General features: G+C 45.8%; 16 protein-coding genes. 8 read left to right on the plus strand and 8 right to left on the minus strand.

The genetic code is table 11. From position 1 onward, the window contains the following. Positions 1-126: 126 nt before the first annotated feature. Both A361_RS04695 and A361_RS04700 read left to right on the plus strand, forming a co-directional pair. Positions 127-1353, plus strand: coding sequence for a DUF819 domain-containing protein (locus A361_RS04695; protein WP_019379361.1), 1227 nt, complete (start codon positions 127-129; stop codon positions 1351-1353). 285 nt (positions 1354-1638) lie between these two features. Further along, positions 1639-2946 (plus strand): uracil/xanthine transporter, encoded by a 1308-nt coding sequence (locus A361_RS04700; RefSeq protein WP_019379359.1) that lies wholly within the window; start codon positions 1639-1641, stop codon positions 2944-2946. A 26-nt stretch (positions 2947-2972) separates the two neighbouring features. Here the strand turns inward: A361_RS04700 and A361_RS04705 are convergent, their stop codons facing one another. The 4 genes from A361_RS04705 to A361_RS04720 all read right to left on the minus strand — a co-directional run bounded on the left by A361_RS04705 (position 2973) and on the right by A361_RS04720 (position 6813). Then, positions 2973-3851, minus strand: coding sequence for an aminoglycoside 6-adenylyltransferase (locus A361_RS04705; protein WP_019379358.1), 879 nt, complete (start codon positions 3849-3851; stop codon positions 2973-2975). A gap of 745 nt (positions 3852-4596) precedes the next feature. Further along, entirely contained in the window at positions 4597-4860 is a 264-nt protein-coding gene (locus tag A361_RS30205) for a hypothetical protein (protein WP_162271999.1), read from the minus strand. 49 nt (positions 4861-4909) lie between these two features. Then, positions 4910-6394, minus strand: a complete 1485-nt coding sequence (locus tag A361_RS04715) for a class I adenylate-forming enzyme family protein (RefSeq protein ID WP_019379356.1) — start codon at positions 6392-6394, stop codon at positions 4910-4912. A 29-nt stretch (positions 6395-6423) separates the two neighbouring features. After that, positions 6424-6813 (minus strand): MerR family DNA-binding protein, encoded by a 390-nt coding sequence (locus tag A361_RS04720; protein WP_009335098.1) that lies wholly within the window; start codon positions 6811-6813, stop codon positions 6424-6426. A 92-nt stretch (positions 6814-6905) separates the two neighbouring features. On the opposite strand from A361_RS04720, the gene A361_RS04725 reads away from it, so the two are divergent. Beyond that, positions 6906-8519 carry an acyl-CoA dehydrogenase family protein gene (locus A361_RS04725; RefSeq protein ID WP_019379355.1) on the plus strand — a complete coding sequence of 538 codons (1614 nt, stop codon included), beginning with the start codon at positions 6906-6908 and terminating at the stop codon, positions 8517-8519. A 97-nt stretch (positions 8520-8616) separates the two neighbouring features. Here the strand turns inward: A361_RS04725 and A361_RS04730 are convergent, their stop codons facing one another. Then, on the minus strand, positions 8617-8874 hold the full coding sequence (locus A361_RS04730) for a DUF3949 domain-containing protein (protein ID WP_009335096.1): 258 nt from the start codon (positions 8872-8874) through the stop codon (positions 8617-8619). Positions 8875-9008: 134 nt separating this feature from the next. Between A361_RS04730 and A361_RS04735 the strand changes: the two genes are divergently transcribed. After that, entirely contained in the window at positions 9009-9380 is a 372-nt protein-coding gene (locus A361_RS04735) for a hypothetical protein (RefSeq protein ID WP_019379353.1), read from the plus strand. A 163-nt stretch (positions 9381-9543) separates the two neighbouring features. Further along, positions 9544-10305, plus strand: coding sequence for a MerR family transcriptional regulator (locus A361_RS04740; RefSeq protein WP_009335094.1), 762 nt, complete (start codon positions 9544-9546; stop codon positions 10303-10305). A 46-nt stretch (positions 10306-10351) separates the two neighbouring features. Here A361_RS04740 and A361_RS30210 read toward each other — a convergent pair whose 3' ends face one another. Further along, positions 10352-10495: a hypothetical protein gene (locus A361_RS30210; RefSeq protein ID WP_019379352.1), complete on the minus strand. Its 144-nt coding sequence runs from the start codon at positions 10493-10495 to the stop codon at positions 10352-10354. Further along, complete coding sequence (locus A361_RS04745) at positions 10488-10661, minus strand: hypothetical protein (protein WP_157888524.1); 174 nt, start codon at positions 10659-10661, stop codon at positions 10488-10490. Before A361_RS04745 ends, A361_RS30210 begins: the two co-directional genes overlap by 8 nt. A 169-nt stretch (positions 10662-10830) precedes the next feature. Here A361_RS04745 and A361_RS04750 point away from each other — a divergent pair, with 169 nt between their 5' ends. Further along, positions 10831-11385 (plus strand): CBO0543 family protein, encoded by a 555-nt coding sequence (locus tag A361_RS04750; RefSeq protein WP_009335093.1) that lies wholly within the window; start codon positions 10831-10833, stop codon positions 11383-11385. 416 nt (positions 11386-11801) lie between these two features. Here A361_RS04750 and A361_RS04755 read toward each other — a convergent pair whose 3' ends face one another. Then, positions 11802-14861 carry an efflux RND transporter permease subunit gene (locus A361_RS04755; protein WP_019379349.1) on the minus strand — a complete coding sequence of 1020 codons (3060 nt, stop codon included), beginning with the start codon at positions 14859-14861 and terminating at the stop codon, positions 11802-11804. 1066 nt (positions 14862-15927) lie between these two features. Between A361_RS04755 and A361_RS04760 the strand changes: the two genes are divergently transcribed. Continuing rightward, positions 15928-16233 (plus strand): antibiotic biosynthesis monooxygenase family protein, encoded by a 306-nt coding sequence (locus A361_RS04760; protein WP_009335090.1) that lies wholly within the window; start codon positions 15928-15930, stop codon positions 16231-16233. After that, positions 16230-16595: a hypothetical protein gene (locus tag A361_RS04765; protein ID WP_019382658.1), complete on the plus strand. Its 366-nt coding sequence runs from the start codon at positions 16230-16232 to the stop codon at positions 16593-16595. Before A361_RS04760 ends, A361_RS04765 begins: the two co-directional genes overlap by 4 nt.

Raw genomic sequence — 16595 nt, forward strand, 5'->3', positions numbered from 1 at the left:
ATTTTTGGTGACAGGCACCACCCGAATTTTGTTGAATCAATTCCGTCCGGTTTGAATATTTTGAATTTTAAAAGAGATAGAGCTACTATGAGTAGTAGTGACACTGTAAAAAAGGAGGAAATGTTATTGGAGCAGACACTTATTAAAGCTGATGATTATGTAACACTATGGGGAATTATTGTGGTATGGGCCTCGGCAAGCATCTATCTGGAGCAGCGTTACAGCTGGGCAGCAAAAATTTCAGGGGCGATTGTTGCCCTGATTGGCGCCATCATTCTATCCAATACCGGCATTATTCCGACAGCATCGCCTGTATACGATGCAGTCTGGACTTTTATCATTCCGCTTGCGATCCCATTGCTTCTTTTTCATGTGAAGATTAAAAGAATCTGGCAGGAAAGCGGCCGTCTGCTGATTATCTTTCTGATCAGCTCCATCGGGACAGTGGCAGGGGTGATCATCAGCTTCTTCTTGCTGAAAGATCATATACCTGTCCTTGATAAACTAGGCGCGATGCTCAGCGCGTCCTATATTGGCGGGGGGGTAAACTTCGCGGCCATGGCAGCAAAGTTCAAGACGCCTGGAGAAATGGTATCAGCCGCAGTTGTCGCCGATAATTTAATGATGGCCATTTACTTCGTCGTTCTGATGATGGTACCGGCCATTGGCTTTTTCCGGCGCCGGTTTAAAACGCCGCATGTAGACCAGGTGGAAAGCGGCAGTATAGGAGAAGAGGGGAAGACACTTGCGGAAAGCTTTTGGAAGCGAAAGGACATCTCCTTAAAGGATATCGCGTTATCCGTCGGAACAGCTTTTTTGCTGGTGATTGTTTCATTTAAAGTCGCTGAATTCCTGGACTCAGCCATTCCTTCCGGGGATGACGTTTCTTTCTTTATCAATCTCGTAAACGGGCTGTTTGGAGACAAGTATTTGATGCTGACCACTCTGACGTTCCTGGTATTGGCCATGTTTCCGAGGTACTTCGAGTCTATTAACGGAAGCCAGGAAATCGGCACATTCCTGATTTACCTGTTCTTTGTCGTGATCGGCATCCCGGCATCGATTCCGCTGATTATCGAAAATGCCCCGCTGCTGCTGGTGTTTGTGTTCATTATCGTCGTAGTGAACCTGACTGTATCTTTAACAGCAGGCAAACTGCTAAAATATGACCTCGAAGAAATCCTTTTGGCCAGCAATGCCAATGTCGGCGGCCCGACTACCGCTGCCGCCATGGCCATCGCCAAAGGCTGGAAGGATCTGATCGGACCCATACTCGTCGTCGGAACGCTGGGCTATATCATCGGCAACTACGTTGGAACCGCGCTCGGACTGTGGTTTTCGGGGTTTATGTAAAAATGGAGAAGCGCCCGCAATGGATTTTGCGGGTTTTTTCTATTTTGCATGGCCGTTAACATCTCTAGTATTTCGGTCAATTAATGGATAACGGTTAAAATTTCACTTTATCGGTCAGCTTTTCAATATGTCGCTCAGCCGCCGATATTCCAGGCTCCAGCTCCGCTTTCTTCCAAATTCCATCCTTCTGCAAGAAAAATCCAAAGAAATTTTTCGCGATTTGTACTATAATAATAGCTGGTTTATTTTTAGAGAAACGAAATAATAGAAAGCGGTGTTGATACCTTGGATAAACGGTTTGGTACCGTAACGATATTTTCTTCTGTTCAATGGCTATTTTTTATTTTTGCTAATACAGTGATGGTCCCAATTTCGATTGGAACAGTCTTCGGGCTGCCGGGAGAAACGATTGCGATGATGCTGAGAGCCTCGCTTATCTTTACGGGGCTGGCAACCATTTTTCAAGGCTGGAAAGGGCATCGGTATCCGCTCATGGAAGGCCATTCCGGCTTATTGTGGGGAGTCATCTTAAACCTTGGACTGTCGGCATCGTCCCTTGGCATGAGCTATACGGAAATCGGGGGCGGAATTGCGACAGGCGTACTGCTCGCTTCGGCTGTCACTCTAATTCTAGCAGCCTTCAACGGCATCTCTCTGCTAAAATCGATATTCAGCCCGATGGTGATGTCCGTTTACCTGTTCCTATTAACCTTCCAGCTGATTTTCATCTTTTTCAAAGGCATGATGAAGGTCAGTGAACAGGGCACCATTGATGTTCCCATCACCCTTTATTCCTTTGCACTCGTCATTTTTGTGAGTTTATTAAAATTAAAAGGGAACGCCGTCATCAGCAATTTTTCCATCTTAATAGGATTGCTGGCAGGATGGATAGGCTATGATCTCCTGTTTGCCGGTCAAGCGATGCAGGGGACAGCGTCCGGAGATGTGAGCTTTACACTGTTTCCGCTGGGACAGCCTAACCTCGAAATCGGAATTGTGGCCGTCGCCTTTTTTGCCAGTCTGATGAACCTGAGCAACACAGTCGCTTCCATCAGCTCCAGTGACCGTTTATTTAAAAAAGAATCCGGGAAACGCGAATACCGCGGATCGATTTTTATCACCGCAGTTTTCACAGTGATGGGAAGCGGGTTTGGTCTCGTGCCGTATACGCCATTCACCTCATCGATCGGATTTCTGCAAAGCACGAGAATATTGATGAGAACACCATTCTTCATCGGCGGCGCGCTCCTGACGGTCATTGGCCTGATTCCGCATCTCGGGTCATGGCTGGCGGGCATGCCGGTAACAGTCGGGAACGCCGTGCTGTTTGTAGCATATCTGCAGTTATTCGGGACAGCTTTCAACAGCTTAAGCGGAAAAGTGTTCAACTCAGACACAATATTCCGTTTAGCCGCACCCGTCCTGATCGGAATCAGTTTGATGAATACACCGGCCGCGGTATTCGCAGAATTGCCGGTTTTGATTCAGCCATTCCTATCCAACGGGCTTTTGATGGGCGTCCTGATCTCCATTCTTCTTGAAAAAATGGTGAACTGGTCTGCGTTCGAACAGCTGGAATTGAAGAATAACTAGAAAAATCCCCTGTGAAGGGGATTTTTTTAATAGATGGATGATGCATTGGCAGGCAGGATGCGGACATGCTTTAAAAAAGCAGTTACACGCTTATCATCTTCAAACGGGTATTCGAAGCCCAGCTTTTCTGCGACCTCGACGGCCGTTTCTCTGAAAAGGGAGCACATTGTAAAAAGGGCTTCCCATATGTGATGAAAATCGGCGTCTGAATAGGTGGATTCGAACTGCTCCCATACCTCGTCAGGAAGAAAATCGGGCAGATACTTGCCGGCTTTGCCTGCGCTCTTTGTAAAATCGTCTGTGATGCCAACCTTCCATTCGAGCATGGTAATTAGCACATTGCGGTTGATCTGCTCATGCATAAACATCGCATAAGTAAGCTCCCTGCGCCAAAGCCCTTTGCTGATATTCATCGTGATCCACCAAAATTCATTGCAGAGATCTGCAAATTCCTGGGCATCCGGTTTCTTGATCAGATAATCCCGGTCACTGGCTGGCGGCAGGTACCCAATCAGTCCATCCTTATCAAGAAGCAGCACACTCAGACTGTCGGGCTCCAGCAGCTCATCCATCTCGTCAGCCGGAATCAAAGTCAGATCAATCCGGTTCCCGTCCATAAACTGCATCAAATAGGGGAAGCGTCCGTGCCCATCGGCAGGCGGCAGCACCTTCTCCTCCGGCATCTGCATCATAACCCGCTCGCCAAATACATCCACCCAGCTATGATCACAGGTAAAGGACTCCATTTCCCTAACTATGTACACAATATCGTAATCCTGGAAAATATCCTTCCTCACATTCGGATTCGCGCGCGAGCCATTCAGAATAACCGCGCGCACCCGTTCATCTTCCCGGGCTGTTGATAAAATCAGATTCATCATCTCGGTTTCGGTTCTTGATTTCATGTGGCCTCCTGGATTGTTTGGTTATACTATTAAGATACTTTCTTTATGGGGGAATTCCTCCTGTTTTCATCATAAACCCGAAAAAGGGCAACTGAGTGGGAGGGAAGGGCTTCAGTATTTCTGCTGAATCCCTCATTTGGCCGATAATGATTCGGAATAACTCCCATATTTCATGGTGTATCTCTCATTTGGACGATAATGATTAGGAATAACTCCCATATTTCATGTGGCATCTCTTGTTTGGTCGTTAATGATTAGAATTAACTCCCATATTTCATGTGGCATCTCTTGTTTGGTCGTTAATGATTAGAATTAACTCCCATATTTCATGTGGCACCTCTTGTTTGGTCGATAATGATTAGGATTAACTCCCATATTTCATGTGGCACCCTTGTTTGGTCGATAATGATTCGGAATAACTCCCATTTTTCATGTGGCACCTCTTGTTTGGTCGATAATGATTAGGATTAACTCCCATATTTCATGGTGTATCTCTTGTTTGGTCGTTAATAGCATGGACTAACGATCATTCCTCATGGATGGATTTCCCTTTTTGTCGTTATACCTTGAGATTAAATAATTTGAAGCCTTCGTGAAGCCGAAAAGGCACCAAAAGCAGAAGAATGGTCGCCATGGATCGCCGATGAAGCCGAAAAAGGCACGAGAGGCAGAAAAATGGTCGCTATGAAGCTCTCATGAAGCCGAAAAAAGAGCCAGAGGCAGAAGAATGGTCGCCATGAAGCTCTCATGAAGCCGAAAAAGGAGCCAGAGCCAGAAGAATGGTAGTCATGAAGCCTTCATGAAGCCGAAAAAGGCATCTGAGCCAGAAAAATGGTCGCCATGAAGCTCTCATGAAGCCGAAAAAGGAGCCAGAGGCAGAAGAATGGTCTCCATGAATCGCCGATGAAGCCGAAAAAGGCATCTGAGCCAGAAAAATGGTCGCCATGAAGCTCTCATGAAGCCGAAAAAGGAGCCAGAGCCAGAAAAACAGCCGCCATAAATCCTCCATAAACAAAAAAGAACCAGGCGCCTTCCTAAGCTCCTGATCCCCAATACAATTAAGCATGCACCAATTTCACCTGCTGCTTCAAAATCTTCCCGCTCGCATTCCGCGGCAATTCATCCACAAAGGAATATATCCGCGGACATTTAAACTCAGCCAGATGTTCAGCAGCAAATGCGCGCAATTCCTCTTCTGAAGCATCTCCCTTCAGCACGACAACAGCCTTAACGGTTTCGCCCCATTCTTCATGCGGCACACCGACCACACAGGATTCCAAAACCGCGTCATGCTTCGCGAGTACTTCTTCGACTTCACGCGGATAAATGTTGACGCCGCCCGAGATGATGACATCCTTTTTACGGTCGACGATGTAAAAGTAGCCATCCTTATCCCGATAGGCAATATCGCCAGTATAGAGCCAGCCATCCTTCATCGCGGCATTTGTTTCATCCGGGTTATTGTCATACCCCAGCATGAGGCTGTCACCTGTCAGAAGAATCTCGCCGTATTCATTGGGAGCCGTATCGGTGCCATCCGGACGGACGACCCGGATTTCCATATTAACCGTCGGATTTTTGCCGATGCTTCCCGCCTTTTCCAGATGCTCTTCCGGATATAATAAAATTCCATTCGGGCCCGCTTCCGTCAACCCGTAAACCTGATAAAAGTTTTCGTTCTGAAATGCTTTTTTTACATGATGATAGGAGGCAAGTGCCAGCGGACCGCCGCCATATGCAAAAACACGCATGCTGGATAAATCATAAGAAGCCAAATCCGGATCCTTTGCCGCAAGCAAATAGGCAACCGGAGCCGCAAATGAGAAGGTCGTCTTTTCCTGCTGAATCCAGTTCAGGAACCCTTTAGGCGTAAAGTCCCCAATTACATGAGAGGCGCCGCAGTAAAACCCGCTCATGAAAAAAGTATTCAAAGGAGCAGAGTGGGAGAGCGGCATTAGGGTAAGCAGGGAATCACTATGCGATAAGCTGAAATTAACCGAAACCGCGGCGGCAATCGAAAGTATGCGTTCATGGTTAAACACAACTCCCTTTGGCGTACCGGTTGTTCCGGATGTAAAAAGAATCTCGCAGACATCCCGTGAATCAATCGGCACATTGAGATTGCCGTCAGAAAGATGAGCTGAAGCCTCAACCGCATCCTGGATCGAAACATAGAAATTCAAATTCTCTTTTAACGCCGTCACCGTTTCAGTAAGCTCATCCTCATACAGAACCCCTGCAGCACTCGCGTTTTGAAAAATAGCCCCCAATTCCTTCGGTGTCAGACGGACATTCATCGGCATTGGAATGGCGCCGATCTTCATGCAGGCAAAAAAAGCATAAAAGAAGTGCTCATTATTGCGGGACATCACTGCAATCGGGTCACCCCGCCGGATACCTTCACCCTGAAGATATCGTGCCAGTCTGTTGCATGTACGGTTCATGTCTGCGTAAGTAAGGCGGTTCGACGCCGTAATAAAGGCGTCCTTTTCAGGAAACTTCCTTGCATTTCTCTCCAATACTCCGTGAATCGTTGCTCCCACTTAGCTCAGCCCCTTTTAAATGAATAATTTTATGTTTTCACCCGGCTGTTTTCATACTTTTCTTTGTAAGTCAGAATGTCTTCCCGCAGCATCTGCAGCTGCATGATCTGCTCTTCAATTTCCTTTAGCTTGCTGTCAGCGAATGCAATAATCCTGCTTTTTTCCGCTTCACCTTCCGGATTTAATTCATAAAGATCAATCATTTCCTTGATTTCCTGAAGGCTGAAGCCTAGTTTTTTTCCGCGCAGAATCATCTTCAGCCGCCGGCGCTCACGATTCGTATAGCTGCGCTGTTTAGTCATGCTGTCACGGTTTTCCGAAGTCAGCATGCCAATTTCCTCGTAATAGCGGATCGTCCTTGAGCTGATGTCAAACATCGTCGCAAGCTCGCTGATGGTGAAAATCTTTTCTACTGTCATTATGTATCCTCCTAGTTGACGTTAACGTTAGCTTAGTTTTATAATAATTCTGAAAATTAGTATTTGTCAATCAAAAAAGGAGTGATTTTTCCATGACGATAACTTCCCAGGACCAGCAGATAAGAGGAAAGAATTCATACACATTTGATGAATTTTTAGAGAAGCGCAACAATCTGGATTGGTATAAGGATGATCCATTTTTGCAAAAGGCCTTAAAGAAATATGCAGGCTCACAATATGAACAGATACATATTGAGCTGCAGCATTTTTCTCCTGCTGTTTCTTCCAGATGGAGCACCCTTGCAGAAAGAGCGGCAAGGCCGGAAGTCCGTCCGTATTTGCTTCATTTTGATGCCTTCAATCACCGCATTGACCGTGTCATCCGTCCAATGGAAACACATCAGCTGGAAAAAGAAGTGTTCAGTACAGGTCTCTTTTCAAGCAAAATGCCAGCCTGGGAAAGTTTTGCCAAGCGGATGCTGATACATCAGCTGGGGGAAGCCGGTGTCGCCTGCCCGCTGACATGCACGATTGGATTAATTGCACTCCTTGAACAATATCCGAATGAAGATATTCCAGAGCTGGAGCAAATTTTACAGCATACGAAAGAGGGGCTGGGTGGGGACTTTGCGATAGGTGCCCAATTCATGACAGAAATCCAGGGAGGATCGGATTTGCCTGCCAATGTACTTGAGGCTGTTCCAGATGGAAAAATCTATCGCCTCTACGGCAATAAATTTTTCTGTTCGGTTGCCCATGCCGACTATTCGGTGGTCACTGCGAAAATTTCCGGCACTGATAAAGTATCGACATTTATTGTTCCGTCCTGGCTTCCGGGAGATAAAGAAAAAGAAAAACGCAATGGGTATGAAATCAACCGGATCAAGTGGAAAATGGGAACGGCCGAGCTTCCGACAGGGGAATTCCAGTATAATGGGGCTCTTGCTTATCCGGTTGGCCCGGCAGGAAAAGGGGTGGCCGTTGCGGTCGGTATCGTCCTGACACTATCCCGCCTTGAAATTGGCATTGCCTGCGCAGGATTCATGCTCCGGGCAGCACGTGAAGCCAGTCTGTATGGAAATTTCCGGACTGTTTTTGGCAAAAAGGTAAAAGATTATCCGCTATCAGCGAGAACACTGAAGAAAATTGAAAACGCTGCACACCGCACAGCGGCAGGCGCTTTTAAAATCTATGATCAATTCCTGCTTCTTGATCAGCCGCTGAATGCCGGTATTCCGGTTGATCAGCCAATTGAACTGAGAAAACAGCTGTTTAACCTGAGGGAGCTTGTGCTTCTGCAGAAAATCTGTGCAACAAACGAAGGAGCAGAGGTGCTGCGCGATGCCATCTCCGTCTTTGCCGGCCATGGCGTCATGGAGGAATTCTCCTCACTGCCGCGCATTTTCCGCGATATTGTTGTCAATGAACAGTGGGAAGGCCCGCGCAATCTGCTGCTGACGCAAATTTACCGCGATATTCAGAGAGTGACAGACTGGTATCCGCCAGCTGATTTTGTTGCGAACGTGCTGGAAGGTGCATCTCAGGCAACGATTGATCGATTTGCCGAGCAGCTGACAGATCTGCTCCAGCGACCGGTGTGCGGGGGAGTCAGCGAAGCTTCCATGGAAGCGGCTGAAGAATGGGATGTGTTCTGTGATTCCATTTTTAAAGCGTATCAGAAAATTGCGCTGGAAGAATTGCAGTAAAAAGAGAAGCCTGGCGGAAGCCCGCCAGGCTATTTGAGTACTTAATCGCGAAATTTTCAATATAAACGCGAAATCTAAATCTTATCCGGGAAACCGGTCAATGCTTAATCCGATAGATAACCGATGCCAGGAAATTAGCCAGAAAAAAGACCGGGTTTCCCTGAATGTTTTCATGCAGAACCAGTTCGCCCGCTCTCATATTGTCATACATTTCTCCCTGTCTTTTCCCCTTCGCCTTATTTTTAGCTTCTTCTTTTTTTATAGCGGTTAAATAGCGGTATTGCATCGGCAGGATCAGGAGAGATAGCAATACATAAAGTCCGAGTATTCCCCAAAAAATGTTTAAAAGCATCATGTCCCCTCCTATTTAATTCCATTTTACACCAAATCTTTTGTGTTTGTATTCAGGAACGTATGTTCTTTGTTTATGCATAAATTTCCCTCTTCCAAAATAAGATGAAATATCATCCAAGAAAAGAGGCGATCCACATGATTACAAAAGAGATGCTGGTCCGTTTTGATGAGCTGAACCGCAGGAAGAAAGATTTGGAAGCCGAACTCGATAAACTTAAAGACATGTTCCACCAGTATTTCGATACAGCAGTGGGACAGAATGAAAAAGGAGAAGTGAAGATTGACAGCTACAAATTGCAGAGGCAGATTAGAAGGACAGAAAAATTCGACCCCGCTCCAACTGTCAGCAAACTGGAGGAGCTGAATCTTCTCGACCTGATTCAAAAGCGACCTGATGAAGGGAAAATAAAATCCGCTGTGGATCTGGGATTGATTAAGGAGTCAGACCTGGAAGGATGCAGAATTTCCAAGACGACCGCAGCTCTCCTGATTAAAAAGCTGGATTAATCATTTTTTTATAAAAAGTGTTTGACCTTCACGCTGCGTAAAGGTGTATCGTAATAAACAGAAAGTACTTTCTAGATTTTTCAATGTCTAGCTGCAGCGCCTAACCAGTATTTTCGTCTTACTGTGCAAGGCGCTTCCGCTTTTCTTGAAAGGAGGCAATCGCATGGAATACACAGTGCAGAAGCTTGCGCAGATGGCCGGGGTCAGCTCGAGAACCCTCAGGTATTATGATGAAATTGGCATTCTTAAGCCGGCAAGAACCAATTCGTCAGGATACCGGATTTATGGCCAGCAGGAAGTTGACAGACTGCAGCAGATTCTGTTTTACAGAGAACTTGGCATCAGCCTTGATCAAATTAAGGAAATTATCTCAGCACCCGCTTTCGATGCTGCCGATGCACTGAAGGAGCACCGCGAGAAACTCCTTGAGAAAAGAAAGCAGCTCGATCTGCTTATTACGAATGTAGAAAAAACCATAGCGTCAGCTGAAGGGAGAACGACCATGTCAGACAAAGAGAAGTTTGAAGGATTTAAAAAGAAAATGATTGAAGATAATGAGGAACAATACGGAAAAGAAATCCGTGAGAAATATGGTGATGAGACGGTTGATAAATCCAATGCCAAACTCATGAACATGACCCAGGAGGAGCATGAGGCCGTAACGAAACTGGCTGAAGAGGTGAACACTGCTCTAGCCGAAGCCATGCAAACTGGCGATCCGGCAGGCGAGCTTGCACAAAAAGCAGCCGATCTGCACAAGCAGTGGATCACTTTCTACTGGAGTGAATACAGCAAAGAGGCCCACGCCGGTCTTGCGGAAATGTATGTGGCAGATGAAAGGTTTAAAGCCTATTATGATAAAATTCGCCCAGGTGCGGCCGAGTTTTTAAGAGATGCGATTAACATTTATACTGGACAGCAATAGAAATGAAAGCGGCTGGCTCTGCCAGCTGCTTTTTTGTGTGAAAACTTTATGCGCCGCTGCTGCTGATTATTGCGTTGTTTTGGTGGATCATTGCGCTATTCTGCATTATGATTGCGCCGTTCGCCCAGTAAAATGCATCAACATCACCATTAAATGCGCCATCATACCAGATATGCGCCGCTTCATCCAATATGTGCGCCGACCCGCAACGTGATAGTGCCGTTCGCCCAGTAAAATGCGTCAACATCACCATTAAATGCGCCATCATGCCAGATATGCGCCGCTTCATCCAATAAATGCGCCGATCCGAACTTCCGCCAAATTAAATGCGTATGCATCACCTGTAATTGTGCCATCACACCAAATATATGCCGATTCAATCAACAATTGCGCCCGCCAGCAGAATATTTGTGGAATCCCACTAACCCGCCAATATTTCACTAAAACCATCGGCTTACTGTATGTAACTCACTGCATGGGGAAAGATGAATAACATGATACCAACTCGGGCAGGCAGGTGATGAGATGAGCCGCATTCCTTCATATAAAGATGAGCAAAACCTAAGGGAAAAGTTAAGAGATGTTTCTTTTGAGCATTGGCTGAATGAGGATTTGTTCAGCTTTAATTGGTGGCTGCTGCTGGCTGCGAGCATTTTGCCGTTTTTTATTTGGTGGAGGCTGGTGGATAAGGGCCGGTTCTTTGAAATACTTGCTTTCGGGCTGCTATGTGCAATCTTCGCCTGTTTTCTTGATGTTGTAGGATTGAACTTTATTTTGTGGGGATATCCGGATAAGCTGTTCCATTTTATTCCGCCGTTAGTGCCTGCAGATTTTGTGGTGATACCCATATCGGGAATGCTGATTTATCAGTATTTTAATACGTGGAAAAGCTATGCAGCTGCAGCGGTAGGCCTTGGAATCCTGTTTGCTTATATCTTTGAACCGTTATTCAGCTTTTTGAATATGTTTGTCCTTATCAATTGGAAGCACACCTATTCCTTCATCGGTTTTATCATCTTTTTTCTTGGCGTCCGCCTCTTAATGGTTTCCTTAAAGCGTGCGGCAGAAAAAATAAAGTAAGCGGTCAGCAAAGCTGGCCGCTGTTTTACTGGATTAATAGTCATATCTATGGGAACATTTTTTACAGCAGCAAAAATGCAGGTGTTCGAATGAGCATTTCTTGCAAGGGCAATGATGAATTTCCGGTGAACATTTTTGGCAGGAACATCTTTTATGCTCATCAGAGCATTTTTTACAGGGACAGTGAGGTTTAAAATCACTCGTGCATTTCTTACAGCCGTGATGTTCATGTTTGTCCTTCTTTTTGCAGCAGACTTTCTTCTTATAATAATATTCTTCAACACAATATTGGCACATGGGATTCACTCCTTTCTCTCCTACTAATATATGAAGGAAAAAACAGAAGGAAAGAGCCCTTGTCCATAGTGCTTAAAAATCCGCAAAAGCCCCCTAAGTATTGAGGGGGCGGAAGTAAGTTAATTAACGGTCTCAGGAATCACTTTAACATCGCTGCTTTTCTTTTCTTGCTTTTTCTTCAGCCAGCCAAAGCGGAGGCTGGATGTGGTGAACAAGCGGTAAACCGCCGGGATCAGCAGCAGCGTGATAAAGGTCGCAAACAGCAGGCCGGAAATAATGACCGTTGCCATTGGCGCCTGATAGTTGCCGGAAGTTCCCGATGCAAGGGCAAGGGGCAGCATTCCGCCAACCGTTGTCAGGGTAGTCATGAATATCGGCCGGATCCGGTTTTTGCCTGCTTCCAGAAGGGCCACTTCAACAGAGAAGCCTTCCAGGCGGAGCTGATTCGTACGGTCGATCAGCAGGATGGCGTTATTGAGCACAATCCCAATCAGCATCACAATTCCCATTCCTGACATTACGCTAAGCTCCATCTGTGTCAGAAACAAACCGAGAATGACGCCGACGATGGTCATCGGAATGACAGACATGACGATCAACGGATGGCCAAGGTGGTTAAATTGGACAGCCATCACCAGGTACACAAGGAAAATCGCAATTGCTAAAACAAACACCATATCCATGATTAATTCCTGCTGCTGTTCAAGATCCCCGGCAGCTGCCACGCTATAGCCAGCAGGTGCATCAAAATCATTGATCAGCTTTTGGACATCCCGGTTCACGGCACCAAGGTCCTTGCCTTCAATATCAGCAGAAATGGAGATGAAGCGCTCCCCGTCATGATGGGAAATTTCATTTGGTGTATCTACACTCTTCAATTCAATAAAGGAAGATAATGCTTTCTCGCCCTGGGCAGTTGGAACCTTTAAATCCAGAAGATCTGACCTGGAATCTGTCTTCTCAGCCCATTTCAAGGCAAGCGGCACATTTTCTTCATTCATGGACATTTCCCCGACAGGCATTTCCATGAACGCCTGCTCAATAAACTGCCTGATTTGCAGCTGGGTTAAGCCTGCCGTTTCAATCGCTTCTTCTTTTAATACAACAACCTGCTCCTCAGACGTACGCTCCATTGAGTTGGTCACACCGACGATGCCGTCAATCTTTTCGAGCTCCTCAGAAAAATCACCGGTAAGCTTCTGCAGATCTGCAAAATTTTCGCCCGTAATATTCACCTGGACCGGTGATCCGCCGCCAGCCGACATCGCACTCTGGACATTTTTAACCGGAAGGGAATCCGATAGGCTGCGAAGTTGCTTCATAATATCTTCATTGACATCTTTTTGCTCTCTTGAAATGTCATCGCCTTTTGTCATATTGATGATCGTATAGAACATGCCGCCGCTGTCCATGACATAATTGGACTCTACATCTTCAATCGACTGCAGTTTCTGATTGATTCCTTGAGCGATATCTTCTTTATCTTCAACAGATATACCTGTTTCCAGATCAACCATCAGCTCTGTGTAGCGGTTAAACATATCCGGCATAATCGTCATCGGAATTTTCGTCACAAGCGTTAATGAACCGGCAAACATCAGGAAGATAATCGCAATGACTGCAAAACTGTATCGCTTTTTCCGGATGGTCCAGGCCACAATCCGGCTATAAAGGCGCATAATCGGCCCTTCTTTGCGCTCCTTCTTCGGCTTGCGCAGTTTCAGCAATTTTTCTGAAAGCGAAGGGATCAAAGTAAACGAGACTATAACCGAACTGATGAGTGTAATGGCTACAACTGCAGACAGCATGATCATGAATGTGCCCACATCGCCGCCAATGAGGCCGATCGGCAGGAATACCACGATCGTAGTGAGCATCGAAGCAATAACTGCTGATGAAACCTCTTTCGTTCCTTCCAAAACGGACTCAAGCCTGCCAAGTCCCTGTTCCTTTTTTCGATAGATGGATTCAATGATGACAATCGAAGAATCCACCATCATCCCGATCCCCAGGCCAAGCCCAATCAGGGTCAGGATATTAAAGCTGTAATCAAAAACCCACATCGCCGTAAACGTCAGAAGGATGGAAGTGGGGATCGACAGTCCGATGATAAAGGTGGCCCTTACATTCCTCAAAAAGATTAAAAGAATGGCAATGGCAATGACGCCGCCGGTTAAAATGTTGCCGGTCACGCCATCAATTGATTCCTGCACATAATCTGCCTGTGCCACCATTTCGTTCAGCTCAAAGCCTTTTACCAGCCCGTCTTCGCGGATGTTTTTCACTTCATCGCGGACCGCAGCTGCCATTTCAATTTGCGTGGCATTAGCAGCACGGCCAACCTGGACAAAGATGAAATCCTTTGTTCCGTTTTTCCAGACGAACGATGAGCTTTCAATCGGCTGAAATTGAACATCTGCAACATCTTTCAAATCAACAAATCCATTTGGTGATGGGATTTTAATATTCTGTACATCCTCCACATTTTCGAGCTTCGTATTCCAGCGGAGGGAAGGAGAGCTGGCATCCCTGCTGAGTTCTCCCAGTGTGGCTTCGCTGTTAACCTGCTGAATCGCACCAATCACAGCTGTAGAATCCAGCCCTTTTTCAGCCAATTTGCTGCGGTCCAGTTCAATGATTACCTCGTGCTCCTGAACTCCTGCAAGCGATACGTCGCGGACTTCCGGCAATGCTTCCAGGCGCGGTTCAAGAACCTTTTTGGCAAAAGCGGTCATATCCTCCATGCTGCCGCCGGATACATCCATATAGAATTCATAGCTTTGCGTGGTCCCATACTGCCCTGAAGTAACATCCGTGATCGCGGCATTCTCACCTTTAGCGGCGTTTGCAGCCGTTTCTACTTCTTTAAAAAGTTCATCGCCCCGACCCTGTTCAAACGTAATTTGAAGTGAGCTCCGTCCAATCGCCGATGTGGAGTCAACCGATTCTACTCCCTCAATCCCCCTGATTTGCTGCTCCAGGGGGTTGGTTATCGATCGCTCCACTTCAATAGCTGCCATTTCACCGGCATTGACCTCCACATAAGCGCCATCCATCGTTACCGGCGGCATCAGCTCTTTATCCAATTCGATAATGGAAAAGCTGCCGATGGCCAAAATCAGCACCGTCATAAGGGCAACCAAAATCTTTCTCTGCACAATCATTTTTAATAATTTCATAAACAGTCTCCTTACTCCCTAATAGTGAAAATTTGCACCCAAGACCTATTTATACAGAGGAAAATAGGTATTAATAACTGCTCTTTCTTTAATTTTCCAATAATTCGACCGACCTAATTCGGCAAAATATGATCTTGTTTGCAGGAAAAACTTAACAATTCTTACAAATACTATCTTAACCGGGATTAACTCGAGTCATAACGAGCCAGAGACATATCTTGGCATCGGGCTTGAGGCTGAGAAGAAGGGGGATTAAGGACGAAAAGTGGGGAGAGGAGAGAAGATGGTAGTTAATCATCCGGATTAACGACGAAAACGTGGAGAGAGTAGAGAAAATGGTAGCTAATCAACCGGATCAACGACGAAAACGTGGAGAGAGTAGAGAAAATGGTAGCTAATCAACCGGATTAACGACGAAAACGTGGAGAGAGGTAGAAAAATGGTAGCTAATCAACCGGATTAACGACGAAAAGTGGGGAGAGGAGAGAAGATGGTAGTTAATCATCCGGATTAACGACGAAAACGTGAAGAGAGGTAGAAAAATGGTAGCTAATCAACCGGATTAACGACGAAAACGTGGAGAGAGTAGGAGAAATGGTAGCTAATAATCCGGATTAACGACGAAAACGTGGAGAGAGTAGAGAAAATGGTAGTTAATCATCCGGATTAAGGACGAAAAGTGGGGAGAGGAGAGAAGATGGTAGTTAATCATCCGGATTAACGACGAAAACGTGGAGAGAGTAGAGAAAATGGTAGCTAATCAACCGGATCAACGACGAAAACGTGGAGAGAGGTAGAAAAATGGTAGCTAATCAACCGGATTAACGACGAAAACGTGGAGAGAGGTAGAAAAATGGTAGCTAATCAACCGGATTAACGACGAAAACGTGGAGAGCAGCGAGAAAATGCTAGTTAATCATCCAAAATAACGACGAAAAAGCTTCAGTTATTCCTCCAGCAAACAAAAAACTTCAGCCATTCCCTATAACCCTTCCAAAATGACAATCCCAATCAGTATGTTATACTGAAAAAAAAACAGAAAACTCCCAAGTTTGGAGGAGAGTTAATGTATACAGTCTTTTCAACATTTGACGTACCCGACGAAAAGTCGGAGGAAGTCATTAGCATATATAAAAATCGCTCGCGGTCGGTCGATCAGGCGGAGGGGTTTATCGATTTTCTGCTGCTGCAGAATGATAAGCGCCCTGGCGAACTGACGGTGCAGCTCATCTTTGATACAAAGGAAAATTATTTAAATTGGGTTCGCAGCGAGGATTTTAAGAGAATCCATGATTTAGAGAAAAAGTATCCGGATCAGGAACTGGCAGCAGTGGTTCCAAAAGTTTCGCAATTCAAGGTGGTGGCTAAGTGAGCTTTGAAAAGATCGTAAACCATGTAACCGAAAAGATCTATGAACGCGAGCCTTTCCTGCTGGAGCGGTTTGGCGAACAAGGAAAAGAGAAGTGCCGCGAAGATAACCATCATCATATGAAGCATCTCGAGACAGCGTATGAGCTGAACCAATCTGCTTTTTTCACTGATTATGCCGTATGGCTTGATGGCATTTTAAAGAAGCATGGGATGAATACCCGGCATCTGATCGACAATTTCGAAATCATTCAGGCTGTGCTGGCTGAAGATAACGATTCTCCTGAAAAGGCAGAGAGATTCCATCTTTATCTGGCGGAAGCCATTGCTGTTTTGAAAGGTGAACCTGTTAAGGGAGGAGTGTAA

Source organism: Cytobacillus oceanisediminis 2691, from assembly GCF_000294775.2.
Taxonomy (GTDB): domain Bacteria; phylum Bacillota; class Bacilli; order Bacillales; family Cytobacillaceae; genus Cytobacillus; species Cytobacillus pseudoceanisediminis.